This is a genomic window from Streptomyces sp. NPDC054834 (assembly GCF_053611185.1).
In genome coordinates, this window is record NZ_JBSGZV010000016.1 from 58,742 (window position 1) to 75,462 (window position 16,721).

Below are 16,721 nucleotides of genomic sequence, written 5' to 3' on the forward strand. Positions count from 1 at the left end.
CGGCGTTCGGGGATCTGCTGGCTTGTGAGAGTTTGACGACGGTGGGGTTGCGGGGGGTCCGTGCGGGGGTCCGTGCCGGTGCGTTGGGGGGCACCCGGCCTTCGGCCGGGTCTGGGGTTCCCACCCGCACCACCTGCACCACCCGTGCTGATTCGTGGTCGGGTGCGGGTGGCCCCTGTGGGGGTTTCGCGTCGTCGGCGGGTGCTGGTTCATGGGTGGGGGCGGGTGGCCCTCGTGGGGACGTTGAGCCGTCGGCGGGTGCTGGTTCGTGGGTGGGGGCGGGTGGCCCTCGTGGGGACGTTGAGCCGTCGGCGGGTGCTGGTTCGTGGGTGGGGGCGGGTGGCCCTCGTGGGGACGTTGAGCCGTCGGCGGGTGCTGGTTCGTGGGTGGGGGCGGGTAGCTCTTGTGGGGACGTTGAGCCGTCGGCGTGGGTGGGGGGTGGGGTTTGGGCTGTGGTTGGTGTTGTGGGGTATGTCGTGCCGTTGTTGGTCGGTGAGGTGCTGGACGATCTTGAGCTGGTGCTGAACGAGTGTGGGTTCGGGGCGGACAGTCCTGAGCGGCGTACGTTGGCGAAGCTGGCCCGGGACCGGGCGGTGGCGCGGGTCGACTGGGCGGCGGCGGCCTCCTGGCAGCAGCTGATCGTGCGCGGGCTGGCCGAGCTGACCGACCCCGCGCGGCACGGTGAACGCCCGGAGCTCAGCGGGCTGTTCCGGCTCGAGGACGCCGATGCCGGGGACGGGGACTGCCACGGTGTCCTCGCGGCCACGCTCGCCGGTGCGACCGCCCGCCTCGACGGCGACGGGGACCAGGTCACCGCCGCGCTCGCCCGCGTCGCCCGGCGGCTGGTGACCGAGCAGCGGGCGCTGCGGGTCGCCTGCGGTCCCGACGCCTCGCACGACCCGGCCGATCCGGCGGCACGGGCGCTGGCGGACCGGCACGCCCTGCTGTTGCTGGCCGCGGCCGTACTCGGGGTACGGGAGGCGGCTGAGAACACGTGGGTACGGTTCCTCGGCGGCCCGCACTGGGCGCTGCTCGCGCTGGGCCGTATCACCGAGCGGCTCGGCGCCCCGCTGCCCGGCCGCACGCCCGATCCGCACCCCGCTGTCTGGGCCGAGCTCGCCGAGCGGAGCGGGCACGGCGTCGACTGCGACCTGTACGCCACCAAGCTGCTGTGGTGACCGGGACCAGCGGGCACCTCCCGCCGCCCGGCCACGTCGCCGGTCCCGAGGGGCCCTGGGACGAGGTGCAGGAGCGGATCGAGGAGACGGGCCGCGCCGTGGTGCACACCACCTGGGGCCAATGGCTGACCGCCGCCCTGCTCGACCCCGGGCTGCGCGAACTGCTCGGCCGTGACTGGCCGCGCTACCGGCAGCATCCCGCCCCGGCCGGGCGGCTGAGCTTCGCCGTCTCGCGGGTGGTCGTCAAGCACACGGTCGCCGCGGCCCTCCAGGTCCCCCCGTCCGCACTCGACCTCGCCTATCTGCCGGGCGGGCGGCCCGTACTGCGTGGGCTGGGCACGGAGCTGCACATGAGTCTCACGCACACCGACGAGCTGATCGTGGTCGGCGTGAGCCGGGTGGGGCCGATCGGGGTGGACGCCGAACCCGCCGCGCGCCGGGTCTCCTTCGAGCTGCTGCGCGACCACGCGTGCACCCCGGAGGAGGCCGAGCTGCTCGCCGCCCTGCCCGACGGCGAGCGCACCGACCGGTTCCTGCGGCTGTGGACGCTGAAGGAGGCGTACACCAAGGCGCTCGGTCAGGGCATGCGGCGGCGGTTCGCCGCGTTCGGTTTCCGCTGGGACGAGTCGGGGGCCGCCGTGCTGACCGACGACGCCGCCCGCGAGTGGTCCTTCGCCACGCATCTCGTCCAGGGGCGCTTCCTGGTGAGTGAGGCGCACCGCCGGAGCGCGCGGGCGGAGGCGGATGCGCCCGGTGTGCCCGTTTCACCACCCGTGGAGTCGGGTCCGGTGCCGAGTCCGGCGCCGGAGGCGGTGCCCGATCCGTTGCCCGACGCACGCATCATAGGTTTCCCGGGGCCGCGGGGCTCCGGTGGGCGATGAGGCGGGGCGGCCGGACGCGGTCAGCCGTGCGGATCCGGGCGATGTGCGAGAGAGCCGTGTCGGAAACCGTGGTGCGGGAACGGGCCGTACCGGAACCCGCGATGCGAGGACGAGCCGTGCAGAAACGATTCGAGAAGGAGGGCAGGGGGCTGGTCCGCCCTGCCGTGGCAGCGGAACGCGGCGCCCGGGGGAGCGGATGAGCAGCCATCACTCGCACGCGGGCGCCGTTCTCGCCGTGGTCCATGAGCCGTCCGGTACGCAGTCGTGGGCGCCGCTCGCCTTCGAGCTGTGCGGTCTCGGCGCCGCCGAGGCCGAGTCCGTCGCCGCCCGGATCGCCGAGCGCCATCGCGCCTACCACGTCGAACTGGACGCCGAACGCCCCGGCCGGCCCCTGCTGCGCCTCACCCGCGTCGACCCGGCGCGGGACGACGGCCCGCTCACCCCGGAACTGATGGCCGACCTGCTGGCCTCGCCCACGGTGGGCACCGTCCCGGTGACCGGGCACCAGCGCCAACTGCTGCTCGCGTCGGTGACCGGGCAGGGCGGGCCCGGCCGCCATGTGGAGCAGCTGTTCTGGGACTGGGCGGGGCCGCTGGACCTCACCCGGTTCATCACCGCCTGGCAGTCCGTCGCCGAACGGGAAGCCGTGCTGCGGGCGTCCTTCGACTGGGCGGGCGCCGCGCGGCTGGTGCTGCACGACCGGTCCGTGGTGGAGGTCGTACGCCATGTGCACACCGCGGTCGGCTGGAGCGAACTGCTCCGGCAGGACCGGGCGCGCGGCTTCGAGCTGTACCGGCCCGGGCTGCTGCGGGTGTCCCTGCTCGACGGGCCGCCGGACACCACGGGGACGGGACGGTCGCCCACCCGGGTTCTGGTGACCTATCACCGGGCCCTGCTCGACGAGCGCGGCGCCCGGCTCCTCGTCCGCGAGTTCTACCGGTCGTACCTCTCGAGCGGGGTGCTGCCGGGCGGCGACCGGCGGCCCGACATCCGCGACCACGCCGAGTGGCTCGCCGAGCAGGACCCGCACGCCGCCCGGGAGTTCTGGACGGCCGCCGCGCCGCCCCCGGGCACCGCGGTCAGCCCGGGCCGTCCCGGCGGGCCGCCCCGGCACGCCGTCGGGGCCGGCCGGATCCAGCGCCGGCTCCGGCCGCCCCAGACCTCCCGGCTGCGTTCCTGGGCGGTGAGCCGGGGGGCGGGGGAGAGCAGCGCCCTGCACGTGGTGTGGGCCCTGCTGCTGTACCGGGCGGCGAGCGGCGACGGACCGCTGCCGGTCGCCTTCGGCGTGCACCTCTCCGGCCGGGACATGTCGCTGCGGGCCGCGGCCGGCATCCCCGGGCTGCTGGGCAACCCGCTGCCGATGACGGTCACCGTCGATCCCTCGGCGCCCCTGGTGGACCTGCTGCTCCAGGTGCGCGACGCCGCGCTCGACCTGACCCCTTACGCCTGGGTGTCCGGCGACCGGATCAGGGAGTGGACCGGGCGGGGCGACGACACCGACCTCACCGAGACCACCGTCCGCTTCGACAGCCACCCCGAGCTGCCGGACAACCTGCGGGCCGAACTGAAGGCGCAGGGCATCCGGGTGGGCGTCCCGCAGAGCGCGAGCGGTGACACGAGTCTGCCGGTCACCCTCGTCGCGCACTACGACACCGAGGGCGGCCTGGTGCTGACCGCCCTGTACGACCGGGCCCGGTTCGCGGACACCGACGCCTCGGGGACGCTGTCGCAGTGCATGCAACTGCTGCGCAGCCTGCCCGACCGGAACGAACGGACCACCGTCGCCGACGTGCTGGGGCTGCTGCGGGCCGTCGAGGTCCCCCGGATGACGCGGCGCGGCCCCGGCTTCGGCCAGCTGGCACTGGCCGTGCTGCGCGCCGGGGATCCTCAGGCGGACGTCGTCTGCCTGGTCGCGGTCCCCGGGGTCACGCCCGGCGCGTACGAGTTGCTGGCACGCGAGCACGAGGGGCCCGAGCGGATCGTGTCGCTCAGCATGGCGGGACCGACCGGCCCGTCGCCCGCCACTCTCTTCGAACTGCTGGATCCGGGGCGGCGGTTGGTGGTGTGCGGCAGCGGGCCCGCCGGCCCGACCGCCTACGAGATCGCCCGTATGGCGGCGGAGCGCACGGGTGAGGTCCCGACGGTGGTCATGACCGGGGTCGGCGGTCCGTCGGAGAGCGCCCGCGCGCTGTCGGAGGCACTGCGGGCGGTGCGCACGCGCAGCGCGTGAGGCCGTGGCCCGGCCGGATGGCGGTTGCTGCGTGCGGCTGTGGGCCGGCGGCCGGGGCGCCCGCGCGCCGCAGGAGGCGCTGCGGGCGGTGCTGCGGGCGGTGCTGCGGGCGGTGCGTGCGCAGCGCGTTGAGAGGGCGGCCCGGCCCGGTGGCGCCCTGGCAGGCCCCCGGTCGACCGCGCTTCGAGTGGGCCGAGAGTTGCTCTTGAGCCGCATGCCGGACGGTGGCGAAAACGCTGGAGGAGGCGGCATGGGGGACACGGACCGCGAGGAGCCGGCCCTGCGCGTCGAGCGGGGGCGGGCGAGCGACGAAGAACTGGCCGCGCTCACCGTCGTACTGCTCGCGCTGAGCGGTCGGGCGGCGGACGAGGACCAGGACAGGCGGCCGGTCAACGGTTCCCGGTGGTGGCGACGGCCGGAGAACTACCGGGGATCGCGCAGCTGGCAGTGACGGGATGCTCCGCCCCTCAGAAAGGGATCTGACGAACATGTCGACGACGATTGCCTCTGCTTCGGCTCCGGCCGAGGCCGGCCCGGCCGACATCCGCGGCCGTGTCGCGGAGTTGCACGCGACCCGCGCACGGGCGCTCGCGGGCCCGAGCGAGAAGGCGACCCAGGCGCAGCACGCCAAGGGCAAGCTGACGGCCCGGGAGCGCATCGAGCTGCTGGTGGACCCGGGTTCCTTCCAGGAGGTCGAGCAGCTGCGCCGGCACCGGGCGACCGGTTTTGGGCTGGAGGCGAAGAAGCCGTACACCGACGGTGTCATCACCGGGTGGGGGACGGTGGAGGGGCGTACGGTCTTCGTGTACGCCCATGACTTCCGGATCTTCGGCGGTGCGCTGGGCGAGGCCCATGCCACGAAGATCCACAAGATCATGGACATGGCCATCGCGGCCGGGGCGCCGCTGGTGTCGCTCAACGACGGTGCGGGCGCCCGTATCCAGGAGGGCGTCTCCGCGCTGGCCGGCTACGGCGGGATCTTCCAGCGCAACACCAAGGCGTCCGGGGTCATCCCGCAGATCAGTGTGATGCTCGGCCCGTGCGCGGGCGGGGCCGCCTACTCGCCCGCCCTGACGGACTTCGTGTTCATGGTCCGCGAGACCTCGCAGATGTTCATCACCGGCCCGGACGTCGTGAAGGCCGTCACCGGCGAGGAGATCAGCCAGAACGGGCTCGGCGGCGCCGACGTGCACGCCGAGACCTCCGGCGTGTGCCACTTCGCGTACGACGACGAGGAGACCTGCATCGCCGAGGTGCGCTACCTCCTCTCGCTGCTCCCGCAGAACAACCGCGAGAACCCCCCGCACGTGGCGACCGCCGACCCCGCCGACCGGCGCGGTGAGGCGCTGCTGGACCTGGTGCCGCTCGACGGCAACCGGCCTTACGACATGACGCGGGTCATCGAGGAGATCGTCGACGACGGCGAGTACCTCGAGGTCCACGAGCGCTGGGCGCGCAACATCATCTGCGCCCTGGCCCGGCTCGACGGACACGTGGTCGGAATCGTCGCCAACCAGCCGCAGAGTCTTGCCGGTGTGCTCGACATCGAGGCGTCCGAGAAGGCCGCGCGCTTCGTGCAGATGTGCGACGCCTTCAACATTCCGATCGTGACGCTGCTGGACGTGCCCGGCTTCCTGCCCGGTGTCGACCAGGAGCACGGCGGGATCATCCGGCACGGCGCGAAGCTGCTGTACGCCTACTGCAACGCCACCGTGCCGCGCATCTCGCTGATCCTGCGCAAGGCGTACGGAGGTGCCTACATCGTCATGGACAGCCAGTCCATCGGCGCCGACCTCACCTACGCCTGGCCGACCAACGAGATCGCCGTGATGGGCGCGGACGGCGCGGCCAATGTGATCTTCCGGCGTCAGATCGCCGAGGCCGAGGACCCCGAGGCCATGCGGCAGCAGATGGTCCAGGAGTACAAGTCCGAGCTGATGCATCCCTATTACGCGGCCGAGCGCGGCCTGGTCGACGATGTCATCGACCCGGCCGAGACGCGCCAGGTGCTGATCCGGTCCCTGGCGATGCTGCACCTCAAGCACGCGGAGCTGCCCTCCCGGAAGCACGGCAACCCCCCGCAGTAACCCCGGACATAGAAGACCGGAGAGTCTGTTTATTCTGCACTTACCATTCATCTCGGTCCGTTCTTGCGGCCCCTTGTCGGTGAGTGTCGCTGGGGACGAAATGGTGCATAGGTCCTGACGGGCGGGTGGCTGAGTGTCAGCTCGCCTGCCTGGCAGGGTTTTTGGCAGGTCGGGTGGGGTGTCGAGGTCCGCTCCATGATTGCTAGCAACTTGTTAAAAACAGAACAGATGGTTTGGTATTGACATACCGTTCGTGCTGTTTTTAAATCGTGGAGTGCCAGCAGCGCACGTGGACTAGGGAGACGGCGTGGACATCGACGTACTGGGCGCACTGGACGTGAGGGAGAACGGGGTCTCCATCGCCCCGACGGCCCCGAAGCCGCGGCAGGTCCTGGCGCTGCTGGCCCTGCACGCCGACCGGGTTGTACCGGTCGCCTCACTCATCGAGGAACTGTGGTCGGGCAGGCCGCCGCGCAGCGCCCGCACCACCCTCCAGACCTACGTGCTACAGCTGCGCGAGCTCATCGCCGCGGCGCTCGCGCACGACGCCGGGCGGGAACCCGGCGCCGCGCCCGAGAGCCGTACCGCGAAGGACGTGCTGCTGACCCTGCCCGGCGGGTATCTGCTCTCCTCCGGCGGCGGGACCAGCGACGTACGGGAGTTCGAGCGGCTGGCCGGCACGGGCTACCGGTCCATGGACGCGGGCGACTTCGCGGGGGCCTCCCGCACGCTGCGCTCCGCCCTGGACCTGTGGTCCGGATCCGCCTTCGCCGACGTGCAGACCGGCCCGCAGCTCGCCATGGAGGCAAAGCGGCTCGACGAGAGCCGGCTGTGCGCGCTGGACCAGCGCATCGAGGCCGACCTGCGGCTCGGGCGGCACCGCGAGGTACTGGCGGAGCTGACCGTCCTGACCAGCCGTTACCGCACCCACGAGACCCTGCACGCCCAGTTCATGCTCGCGCTGCACCGCTCCGGCCGGCGCGGGGAGGCCCTTGCCGTCTACCAGCAGCTGCGCACCACCCTCGGGCGGGACCTGGGACTGGAGCCGTCGCCCCGGCTGCGCCGGCTCCAGCACTCGATCCTGATGGCCGCGCCGGAGACCGCGCTCGGCCCGACGGCGCCGGGCCCCGTAGCGCCCGCACCGCAGGTGCCGCCGGTCGCGCAGGGCGGTCGGCTGGCGCCGACCCGCTGAATCCTTGCGAACCTTGGAGGCCTCCACCATGACCAGTGAGCCGACGGCGCCCACCGGTGCCCCGGGCGACGTCCTCGCGGAGCTCACGGCCGTGCTGGCCGACCTCCTGCACGTCGAACCCGACCGGATCGACCCGGAGCAGCCCTTCCAGGCCCTCGGCCTCGACTCCATGCTCACCATCGAGTTCGTGACGGCCCTGGGCGCCCGCTTCGGCATCCGGATCGCCGCCGCGGTGCTCTACGACCATCCGACCCCGGCCGCGCTCGCCCGCCATGTCACGGACGTACGCTCGCAGACCGGGCCCCGGCCCCCCGCCCCGGATCCCGGCGCCGCCGGGGCCGTGCTCCAGGTGCTGCGCGAACAGCTGGCGCGGATCCTGCACTGCGCTCCCTGGGAGATCGACCCCGGCGCGGACTTCGCCGAGCTCGGCATCGACTCCATCCTCGCCGCGGAGTTCGTCGCCGGCATCAACCGCGCCTACGGCCTCACCGAGCGGCCCGTCACCGTCTACGACCACCCCAGCCTCGCCGCCATGGCGTCCTTCGTCGCCAACCGCTCCACGGGCCCGCTGACCGGAACGCCGGTGCTGCCCGGCGCGGGCACACGGGCCGCGACCGCGACCGCGGGCCGGGGCGCGTCCCGGCCGCCGCTGACCCCCGACGAGCTGGACGCGCTGCTCGACGCGGTGCGCGACGACCGGCTCAGCGTCGACGAGGCGGCCGCCCTGCTGGCGGGCCGGGCCGCCTGAACCGGACAGCACCCATGGACAACAGGGAGATCCTCACCCGCTTCAAGAGCGGAGCACTGCCCCGGGAACAGGCCGTGGCCCTGCTCACCGGAGCGCTTCTCGTCCCGGCGGCTCCCGCCGGACCGCCGGTCGCGTCCGAACCCCCGCCGGTACGTGACCTGACGACCGTGCCGGCGGGCGCCGGGAACGGCGAGCGCCCGGCCGCCGACCGGTACGCGGTCACGGCCCTGCACGCCCGTTTCCCGCACGCCGGCGGCCTGGAGGCCTTCTGGCGCGCGCAGACCGACGGGCGCGACCGGACCCCGGCGCCGCCGTCCGGTCAGGGAGTACGGGCCGGGCGGACCGGCCGGTTCCTCGACGGCTTCGACGAGTTCGACGCGGAGTTCTTCGGACTCGGGCCGCAGGACGCCGCCCTGATGGACCCCCAGGAGCGGCTGCTGCTGGAGACCGTCTGGCACACACTGGAGACCGCCGGATACGCCGGTGCCCGGCTCGACGCGCTCACCTCGGCCGACGGCGAGCCGCGCAGCCTCGGGGTGTACGTCGCGACGGGTCCGGCGGACTATGCGCTGCTGGCGGCCGAACAGCTCGCGCACGGGCGTGCGGAGGGACACACGGAGATACGTACGCGGGTCCGTCGTGCGGCCGGGTCCGGGGATCCGGCCGGGCGGCTGTCCGCGCTGCTCGATCTGCGCGGGCCCAGCCAGGCCGTCGACACCGGCGAGGCCTCCTTCCTCACCGCCCTGCACCTGGCGCTCGGCGCGCTCAAGGCCGGGGAGTGCGCGGCGGCCCTGGTCGGTGCCGCAGACCTGCGGCTGCACCCCTCCCGGCACGGCGCCGACCGCGCCGAGGGCGTGGGCGCCCTGCTGCTCAGGCCGCTGACGGCCGCCCGGGCCGCCGGGGACACCGTGCACGCCGTCGTCCGCGGCAGCGCCGTCGGACACGCCGGACGAGGCACGGCCAGGGCCGCCGAGCGGGTGGCCCGGCGGGCGCTCGCCGCGGCGGGCGTCGACGCCTCGAGCGTCGCCCTCCGGGAGACCGGGGCCACGGCGACGGCCGCCGTCGGCGACGCGGGCGCCGCCACCGGGCTCGTCGCGCTGGTCCGCGCGGTACTCCAGCTGCGGCACGCCACCCTGCTGCCGGCACCCGGCCGGGACGCCGGTGAATGGCCGCCCCGGTACGACGACGCGGGCCGCGAACTGCCGCGCCGGGCCTCGGTCACCGTGCGCGGTGCGAGCGGCACCGTGGCCGGGGTGGTCCTGGAGGAGCATCCGCGCACCGGAGCCGGTCCCCGGCCGTACGCCGCGGCACAGGGCGAGGAGCTGGTCCTGCTGTCGGCGCCCACCCCGGAGCACCTGGCCCGCACCGCCGGACGCCTGGCCGCCCGGCTGGACCCGCCGGACGGCTCCCCGGGCCAGGCTCCCGAGCTGACCGCGGTCGCCAGCGAACTGCGTCTGGGCCGCGCCGCCCTGCCCTGCCGGCTCGCCACGACCGCCCGTACGACCGCCGAACTGGCCACCGCGCTCGCCGCGTTCGCGGCGGATCCGGGTCCCGCGTTCACGCAGGAACCCGGCGGCACCGAAGAGCGTGCCGCGGGCCGGGTGCGGGCCGTCGATCTGCGGGGGCGGGCGGGACAGGGGCCGCTCGTCGAGGAGTTGCCCGAGACCGGGGAGTACCTGGCGGCCCTGTGGCGGGGACACCGGGCGGCGGCGCTGGCACGGCTGTGGCTGGCCGGCGTCGACGTGACCGCGGGCGGCGCGACCACGGGCGGCGCGACGGAGCCCGCCCCGGTGGTGCCGCTGCCCCCGACCGCGATGCTGCGCCGGCCGCTGTGGATCGGCGGCCCGACCACGGACGAGCCGACACCATGACGATCACCGCGCCCGAGACCCATGGCACCGCGCCCGACACCCATGGCACCGCGCCCGACACCCGCACCGCCGCGCCCGCACCGTTCGACGAGACGGTCGCGCCGGTCAAGCTGTGGATCTGCCCCAACGAAGACCTCGCACCGGCCCTCGCCGGTGTCCTGGCCGCGCACTGGCTCGACGACCGGGAACGGGAGACGGCCGCGCGGTTCATCTTCGAACGCGACCGCCGGCAGTACCTCGTCGCCCACACCCTGGTCCGCCGGGCCCTCGCCCTGGAGGCCGGTCTCGCCGAGGCCGAAATGGTCATCTGGCGGTCTTCCCGCGGCCGTCCGTTCCTCCAGCCGCTGCCGGGAGGTCTGCCGCGCGGCGGCTCGCACCTGGACTTCAACCTCTCCCACGCCGGCGGCTACAACCTGCTCGGCATCGTCCGCCGGCACCGCATCGGCGTGGACGTCGAGGCCCTGGACCGGGACGCGCAGGCCATCGAGACCATCGTGCGCACCTTCGCCCCCGAGGAGCAGCGGTGGGCGGCGCGCGCGGCCCCGGGCCGGGGCCGGGACCGGCGGGTACTGCGGCTGTGGACGCTGAAGGAGGCGTACTCCAAGGCCCGCGGCCTGGGCCTCGGACTGCCCTTCGACGAGTTCTCCTTCACCCTGGCCGACGACCGCGGCGTGCTCGCCTTCCAGCCGCCCGCCGACGACCTGGCCGGGCGGTGGCGGTTCCTGGAGCTGGAGCCGGTGCCCGACGTCCTGGCCGCCGTCGCCGTACCGGCGGACGAGCAGCTCTCGCCCGTACTGCAACTCCACCACGGATTTCCCTGGGGGCGGGCCGCCTCGCACACCATCCCCCTGCCCGAACCGGTGGGCGGGGCGCGGGAATAGGGGGAAGCCCGGGTTCGGGCAGGGGATGTCAGGGGTTATCGGTCAGGGGCGCAAGGGTTATAGGGCAGGGGTGCAAGGGGTTATTGGTCAGGGGTTGTTATCCGTTTATTCGCAGGGAATTCACGGACCGGCCGCGGTATTTCCCGGGGGGCCTGGAGTTCCTGTCCCTCGCTGCCGGGAACTCGCGGGGTCAGCGGCCGGCCAGCGGGGCGGACGGCATCCTGAGGGCGGTGGCGACTCCCAGGACCACCGCGTCGGCAACGGCGTCCGGATCGTCGTGGAAGTAGAAGTGGCCGCCGGGGAAGACGTGCACCGCCAGCAGCCGCTCGCAGCGCTCCGCCCACCGTTGCAGGGCGTCCAGGCCCACGGCCGCGTCCCGAGCGCCGCCGAACAGGGACACCGGCACCGGCAGGGGCGTGTCGGCGGGGGCCGGCCGCCATGACGACACCAGCCGCAGATCGGCGCGGATGACCGGCGCGAAGTGCCGCCACAGACCGGGGTGGTCCAGCACCTTGGGGGGTGTACCGCCCAACCGGGCCACCTGCCGCCGCAGTTCCTCGTCGGACAGCTCGCGCGCCGGCAGCCCGGCCGGCGGCTCGTCGGGCCGGGGAGCACCGCACGCCGAAAGGCCCAGCCACACCGGCGTCCGGCGGTCGCCGGCCACCAGGCGGCGGGTGAGTTCGTACGCGACCAGGGCGCCCATGCTGTGCCCGAAAAACGCGAACGGGGCGTCGGAGCCGTCCAGTTCGGGGCCCAGCCGGTCGAGGTAGTGGTCCACCAGCGCGTCGCCGTCGCTGAGAGGCGGCTCGCCCATCAGCGTGCCGTGGCCGGGCGCGTCCTGTGCGGTCACCCGCCAGTCGGGCGGGAACCGGGCCGGCCAGTCCTGGTACATCAGCCCCGAGCCGCCCGCGTGCGGGAACACGTACAGGCGCACACCGGTGGCCGCCGCGGGCCGGTCGTGTCGTGCAGAACCGGGCGCTGCCATCGGGTCTCCGTTCGCATCGGCATGCCGGGAAAGAGCCTGCGCATCGCAAGATTATCCGTCGATCAAGTATTCGGACCGGAACCCGGAGTTCACTTCCAGTGTCAGTACAAGTGTTCTTGAGTGAATCAAACGGGTTGCGCAACACCGAACTTGGAATGCCGCTAGAGGACTACTACAGGAAATCGCTTGAGGGGCACGGACCCGGCTAGCGTGCGTGGCGGCGGTGAATTCTGGCCACCGAAAGGAACTGGACAAGGAACTCGACGAGGTGCGGAGGCCACCATGAAGATTCAGGTTCTGGGTCCGTTGAGTGCCGAGGTCAACGGGGGATCAATCGTTCCGACGGCCGGCAAGCCGCGGCAGATTCTGTCGCTGCTGGCGCTCTATCCGGGGCGGGTCATGCCCGTCCCCACGCTCATGGAGGAGCTCTGGGGCACAGAACCTCCGCCGAGCGCACTAACGACCCTTCAGACGTACATACTCCAGCTGCGCAGGCGGCTGGGTACGGCGATGGGGCCCGGCTCCCCGGCGGGGGCCAAGGACGTGCTGGCCACCCGGCACGGCGGGTACCTGTTGCAGATCGACGAGGGCTGTGTAGACGTACACCTGTACGAGAAATTGGCGCGGGAGGGACAGTCCGCGTTCGAGGTGGGGGACAACGACGTGTCCGCCGCCCGTTTCCGTGCGGCGCTCGACCTGTGGACCGGTGCGCCGCTGGTCGACGTGAAGGTGGGGCCCGTCCTCGACATCGAGGTGATGCGGCTCCAGGAGAGCCGGCTGGTCACCGTGGAACGGCGCATCGACGCCGATCTGCGCCTGGGGCGGCACTCCGAACTGATCGCCGAGCTGACCGAACTGACGGCTCGTCATCCGCATCACGAGGGGCTGCACTCGCAGGTCATGGTGGCGATGTACCGGTCGGGCCGGCAGGCCACCGCGCTGGAGGTCTACCGCAGACTGCGCATGCGGCTCATCGACGAACTCGGCGTCGAGCCCTCACCGCAGTTGCAGCGCCTGCACCAGGCCATGCTGGCGGTCGACCCGCAGCTGGACGTGCTAGCGGGACCGCGCCGCAGCTCGACCTTCGACCTGTTCGCGGCATGAGAAAGGGGCCGCGGGTCCGCCCGCGGCATCCGGTTTCTCCCTGGTATACGCCGTAGTTGCCGTACTCGCCGCCGTTGCCGCCGTCCTGGGACGGCGGCCTTGGCGTGTCGTGCTCCCGCGTGTCAGCCGGCCGTCTGAAGCCGGGTGACCGTCTCCCACAGCACCGCCGGGGTGGCGAAGGTGTCCAGGGACAGCGCCTCGTCCACGAAACGGACGTCGTAGGCGCTCTCCAGCGAGCCCAGCAGCTCGACCGCGCCCAGGGAGTCCAGACCCGAGTCACGCAGATCCGTCTCGGCCTCGAGCGGCTCCTCCGCGTCGAGGAACGGCAGGTAGTCGCGCAGCAGTTCCTCGAACTTCTCGTCCCACGCCATTGGTGACCCCACCCTTGCTGTGTCGGTTCTTGTCGGTCGTCTTGCGGTCGGTCGTCTTGCGGTCGGTCGTTTTGCAATCGAGCCAATACCGGCCCCGCGGACAGGGGAACCCGTTCCCCACCCCTAATCACCGGGGCCGGTCAGGACCTAGCGCTCGGCCGGCTGGTGTGAGCCGCCGCCCAGGGCCAGGTCGACCGGGAGATCCCCGCGGCCGTTGATCTGCAACTTGCGGTACACCTTTGTCAGGTGCTGCTCGACCGTGCTGACCGTGAGGTAGAGCTTCGCGGAGATCTCACGGTTGGTCAGGCCCTGCGCGGCCAGCGTCGCCACCCGCTGCTCCGAGCTGCTCAGCCGGCACTCCGGCCGCTCGACGCCCGGCCGGTCCGCGCGGTCCGGTGCCTCGTCGCTGAGCGGGGCGTCGGGCAGGATCTCCTTGCACAGCGCCATGGCCCCGCACTCCTTGGCCAGGTTCCACGCCGCCCGGATCGTCGCCGTCCCCTTCATCGGGGCGCCCGCCTCCGACTGCCGTGTCCGGCCGAGATCCGCCATCGCGCGGGCGGTGGCCAGCCGGTCGCCCGACCGGTGCAGCTCGTCGACCGCCTGCTCCAGCAGCGAGATCCGCTGCCGGGCGGAGCCGGCGGTCAGCGCCCGCTGGTGCAGCGAGACGCCCCGCACCCACGGGCGGCGGGCGTCGGGCAGCGCCAGCTGCTGGAGCACCAGACGCTCCGCCTGCTGGGGCTTGCCCAACCGCAGCAGGGCCTGAGCGGCGTCGCTGCGCCACGGCAGGCAGGCGGGCCGGTCGACGCCCTGCGCCTGCATGATCCGGCCGATCGTCAGGAAGTCGGTGAGCGCGGCCTGCGGCTGGTTGCCCGTCAGGTGGTGCAGGCCCCGCGCGTGCAGGAAGGCCAGGCCGTGCAGGCTGTCCAGCAGACCGCGGTGCAGCGGCCGGTCGCACAGCCGGGAGGCCTCCGTGTAGTGACCCATCGCGCTGTGGGCACGGATCAGCACGGCGGTCGCCGCGTACGGGAACGCCCCGCTGCCCCGCTCGGGGAGCGCCTGAAGGGCTCTGGTCGCGTAGGCGCAGGCCTCGGCCAGGTCGCCGATGCGCAGCAGTGCCTGGGCGTGCAGCGTGGCGAACGCCGCGGCCCAGCCCGGCGCGTCGCGCCGTTCCGCGTCCTCCAGCAGGGCCCGGCTCCACGGCACCGCCCGCTCCGGATGGTCGGACAGCACCAGCGAGCGCAGCGCCTGCACGACGGGCGTCATCGTCGCCTCGGTCGGGGTGGCGGAGCGCAGCAGGCGCTCGGCGGCCACGGAACCGGCGTCGATCACCACGTCCAGGGGGGAGGCGCCGGACTCCTCGCCCTCCGTGTCTCCGTCGCGCAGTAACTCCGCCGCGTCCGTGATCCGGCCCTGGAGCAGGAGCAACTGGGCGAGCGGCTGGACCGGTTCGCCGTCGAGGCGGCCGTCGTGCAGGGCGGCCAGCGGGCCGGCGATCAGCCGCTCGGCGGCGGACGGGTCGAAGCGCCAGGTGACCCGGGCGAGCCGGATCGCCACGGCGTCCCGCTGCCGGTCGTCCGCGCACACCCGGTGGGCCAGCTCGAGGAGGCGCCGTGCCTCACGCCCGTCGTCGGCGGCGAGCCGGCTCTCGGCGGCCTCGCACAGCAGCTCCGTCTCCGTGCCCGAGGCGGACCAGGGCGCGCCGGAGCAGGCCGCGGCGGACAGCAGATGGCCGGCCGCCTCGGTCGCCGGGCGGCGGTGCCGGTGCAGCAGCAGGGCGGCGTCGCGGTGCAGGGCGGTCAGGGCGGAGGGGGAGAGCCCGCTCAGAACCGCGTCGCGGACCGCGGGGTGCGGGAAGCGGGTGCCGGCCACCAGGCCCGCCGCCTCCAGTCCCGCGAGGCCCTGCCGCACGGTGGCCGGTGCCACGCCGGTCAGCTCCGCGATCCGCTCCGGTGCGGCGGCCTCGTCCAGCAGCGCGGCGGCCTGTGCGACCAGCACGGCGATCGGGCCGGCCCGGTGCAGACAGGCACACACGGCCTGGACGAAGGGGCCACCGGGCTCGGGGGCGGCCATGGGCGCGGTACGGGCATCCGCGGGGCGCGGGGCCGGGGGGATCGGCTGGGCGGTGGGAACCGGGGTCCGGCGGGCGCCTTCGTGGACCGGGGAGGCGTCGCGGGGAATGCGGTGGTCGCCCGCGATGGTGTCCTGGGGGGAGGGGTGGCTGCCCATGGCGCGGGTGTCCCGCTGTGTGCGGTGCTCGTCTGCGGTCGGCATGTCCCGGAGGGGGCGGTGGTCGTCGGTGGCCGGCATGTCCCGGAGGGGGCGGTGGTCGTCGGTGGCCGGGGTGGTGTCCCGCAGCGCGCGGTGCTCGTCGGCGGCCGGCGAGGTGTTCGCGGGGGTGCGGCCCTTGCCCGGCGCCCACGGGCCGCACGCGGTGTGCGCGGTCGTGGTGTGTTCCTCCAGGAGCGCGCGCAGGAGAAGGGGGTTGCCCCCGGTGGACTCGTAGAGAGCGGGCGCGTGGCCGTGGCAGTCCAAGGTCCCGGCCAGTGCGGCCACCTCGACCGGGGTGAGCCGTTCGAGACGGACGCGGCGGAACGTCGGCTGGCGCATCAGCTCGGTCGCGAACGCCGGGTGGGCCGCCTCGTGGTGCACCGTGCCGGCCACGACCAGGAGGATGCGGGCCGGGCGGGCGTAGCGCGCGAGGTACTGGAGGAAGGCCAGGGACTCGTCGTCGGCGTAGTGCACGTCGTCGACGCACAGCACCACCGGGCTGCCCTCGCTGACCTCCCGCAGCTCGGTGCAGAAGGCCTGCATGTCCTCGATGCGCGGCGCGCTGTCCGCCGCGCCGTCCGGCAGCGTCAGTGCGCGGTGGCTGCCCACCAGCTGGCGCAGCACCCCGTACGGCTCCCGGCGCTCGGCCGGGAAGCCCGTCGCGCACAGCACCACGGCACCGGCGGCTGCCGCCCGCTCCACCAGCACATGGACGAGCGCGCTCTTGCCGCACCCCGTGGGTCCCTCCACCAGCAGGGTGCGGGAGTGACCCGCGGTGCAGTCCGCGAGGGATTCGGTCAATGTCCTTATCGCCGCAGTCCTGCCGACCAACGTCATAGTCGCCCCGTCCCGGTTGGTCCACCCCTAACCTGGACCAGCCTGGGCAGATCCCCTATAGGGGTGGTCGAGTCGTGGCGGAATCGCG

Annotated in this window: 13 protein-coding genes and 1 pseudogene; 10 read left to right on the forward strand and 4 right to left on the reverse strand. The window is 73.6% G+C overall.

Annotated features, from left to right (window positions below):
* Positions 1 to 476 precede the first annotated feature (476 nt).
* The 9 genes from ACWGJM_RS22430 to ACWGJM_RS22470 all read left to right on the forward strand — a co-directional run bounded on the left by ACWGJM_RS22430 (position 477) and on the right by ACWGJM_RS22470 (position 11,068).
* Positions 477 to 1,178 (forward strand): hypothetical protein, encoded by a 702-nt coding sequence (locus ACWGJM_RS22430; protein WP_453413445.1) that lies wholly within the window; start codon positions 477 to 479, stop codon positions 1,176 to 1,178.
* Positions 1,175 to 2,059, forward strand: a complete 885-nt coding sequence (locus tag ACWGJM_RS22435; protein WP_453413446.1) for a 4'-phosphopantetheinyl transferase family protein — start codon at positions 1,175 to 1,177, stop codon at positions 2,057 to 2,059. The genes ACWGJM_RS22430 and ACWGJM_RS22435 overlap by 4 nt, the downstream gene beginning before the upstream one ends.
* A gap of 196 nt (positions 2,060 to 2,255) precedes the next feature.
* A complete protein-coding gene (locus ACWGJM_RS22440; RefSeq protein WP_453413447.1) occupies positions 2,256 to 4,289 on the forward strand; it encodes a condensation domain-containing protein in 2,034 nt (677 codons plus the stop codon).
* 250 nt (positions 4,290 to 4,539) lie between these two features.
* Positions 4,540 to 4,740, forward strand: a complete 201-nt coding sequence (locus tag ACWGJM_RS22445; protein ID WP_361813387.1) for an acyl-CoA carboxylase subunit epsilon — start codon at positions 4,540 to 4,542, stop codon at positions 4,738 to 4,740.
* 37 nt (positions 4,741 to 4,777) lie between these two features.
* Positions 4,778 to 6,376 carry an acyl-CoA carboxylase subunit beta gene (locus ACWGJM_RS22450; protein WP_453413448.1) on the forward strand — a complete coding sequence of 533 codons (1,599 nt, stop codon included), beginning with the start codon at positions 4,778 to 4,780 and terminating at the stop codon, positions 6,374 to 6,376.
* Between the two features lie 307 nt (positions 6,377 to 6,683).
* The gene (locus ACWGJM_RS22455) at positions 6,684 to 7,568 is read left to right on the forward strand and encodes an AfsR/SARP family transcriptional regulator (protein ID WP_453413449.1); all 885 of its coding nucleotides are present in this window, start codon (positions 6,684 to 6,686) and stop codon (positions 7,566 to 7,568) included.
* A 28-nt stretch (positions 7,569 to 7,596) separates the two neighbouring features.
* Positions 7,597 to 8,316, forward strand: coding sequence for a phosphopantetheine-binding protein (locus ACWGJM_RS22460; RefSeq protein ID WP_453413450.1), 720 nt, complete (start codon positions 7,597 to 7,599; stop codon positions 8,314 to 8,316).
* Between the two features lie 14 nt (positions 8,317 to 8,330).
* Positions 8,331 to 10,187 (forward strand): beta-ketoacyl [acyl carrier protein] synthase domain-containing protein, encoded by a 1,857-nt coding sequence (locus ACWGJM_RS22465; protein WP_453413451.1) that lies wholly within the window; start codon positions 8,331 to 8,333, stop codon positions 10,185 to 10,187.
* Entirely contained in the window at positions 10,184 to 11,068 is an 885-nt protein-coding gene (locus ACWGJM_RS22470; protein ID WP_453413452.1) for a 4'-phosphopantetheinyl transferase family protein, read from the forward strand. The genes ACWGJM_RS22465 and ACWGJM_RS22470 overlap by 4 nt, the downstream gene beginning before the upstream one ends.
* Positions 11,069 to 11,258: 190 nt before the next feature.
* Here the strand turns inward: ACWGJM_RS22470 and ACWGJM_RS22475 are convergent, their stop codons facing one another.
* The gene (locus ACWGJM_RS22475; protein WP_453413453.1) at positions 11,259 to 12,053 is read right to left on the reverse strand and encodes a thioesterase II family protein; all 795 of its coding nucleotides are present in this window, start codon (positions 12,051 to 12,053) and stop codon (positions 11,259 to 11,261) included.
* A gap of 282 nt (positions 12,054 to 12,335) precedes the next feature.
* On the opposite strand from ACWGJM_RS22475, the gene ACWGJM_RS22480 reads away from it, so the two are divergent.
* Complete coding sequence (locus ACWGJM_RS22480; RefSeq protein WP_453413454.1) at positions 12,336 to 13,157, forward strand: AfsR/SARP family transcriptional regulator; 822 nt, start codon at positions 12,336 to 12,338, stop codon at positions 13,155 to 13,157.
* Between the two features lie 122 nt (positions 13,158 to 13,279).
* Here ACWGJM_RS22480 and ACWGJM_RS22485 read toward each other — a convergent pair whose 3' ends face one another.
* The 3 genes and pseudogenes from ACWGJM_RS22485 to ACWGJM_RS22495 form a co-directional block, all read right to left on the reverse strand.
* Positions 13,280 to 13,528, reverse strand: a complete 249-nt coding sequence (locus ACWGJM_RS22485; RefSeq protein ID WP_453413455.1) for a phosphopantetheine-binding protein — start codon at positions 13,526 to 13,528, stop codon at positions 13,280 to 13,282.
* A 147-nt stretch (positions 13,529 to 13,675) separates the two neighbouring features.
* On the reverse strand, positions 13,676 to 16,135 hold the full coding sequence (locus ACWGJM_RS22490; protein WP_453413528.1) for a LuxR C-terminal-related transcriptional regulator: 2,460 nt from the start codon (positions 16,133 to 16,135) through the stop codon (positions 13,676 to 13,678).
* Between the two features lie 54 nt (positions 16,136 to 16,189).
* Positions 16,190 to 16,636: pseudogene (locus ACWGJM_RS22495) on the reverse strand (BREX system ATP-binding domain-containing protein); the annotation flags it as partial.
* Positions 16,637 to 16,721: the final 85 nt, after the last annotated feature.

Bases quoted from the DNA above. Each gene is read 5' to 3' on its own strand.
- ACWGJM_RS22440 (WP_453413447.1), top strand. From the start codon at position 2,256: ATGAGCAGCCATCACTCGCACGCGGGCGCCGTTCTCGCCGTGGTCCAT.
- ACWGJM_RS22445 (WP_361813387.1), top strand. From the start codon at position 4,540: ATGGGGGACACGGACCGCGAGGAGCCGGCCCTGCGCGTCGAGCGGGGG.
- ACWGJM_RS22450 (WP_453413448.1), top strand. From the start codon at position 4,778: ATGTCGACGACGATTGCCTCTGCTTCGGCTCCGGCCGAGGCCGGCCCG.
- ACWGJM_RS22460 (WP_453413450.1), top strand. From the start codon at position 7,597: ATGACCAGTGAGCCGACGGCGCCCACCGGTGCCCCGGGCGACGTCCTC.
- ACWGJM_RS22465 (WP_453413451.1), top strand. From the start codon at position 8,331: ATGGACAACAGGGAGATCCTCACCCGCTTCAAGAGCGGAGCACTGCCC.
- ACWGJM_RS22470 (WP_453413452.1), top strand. From the start codon at position 10,184: ATGACGATCACCGCGCCCGAGACCCATGGCACCGCGCCCGACACCCAT.
- ACWGJM_RS22475 (WP_453413453.1), bottom strand. From the start codon at position 12,053: ATGGCAGCGCCCGGTTCTGCACGACACGACCGGCCCGCGGCGGCCACC.
- ACWGJM_RS22480 (WP_453413454.1), top strand. From the start codon at position 12,336: ATGAAGATTCAGGTTCTGGGTCCGTTGAGTGCCGAGGTCAACGGGGGA.
- ACWGJM_RS22485 (WP_453413455.1), bottom strand. From the start codon at position 13,528: ATGGCGTGGGACGAGAAGTTCGAGGAACTGCTGCGCGACTACCTGCCG.
- ACWGJM_RS22490 (WP_453413528.1), bottom strand. From the start codon at position 16,135: ATGCGCCAGCCGACGTTCCGCCGCGTCCGTCTCGAACGGCTCACCCCG.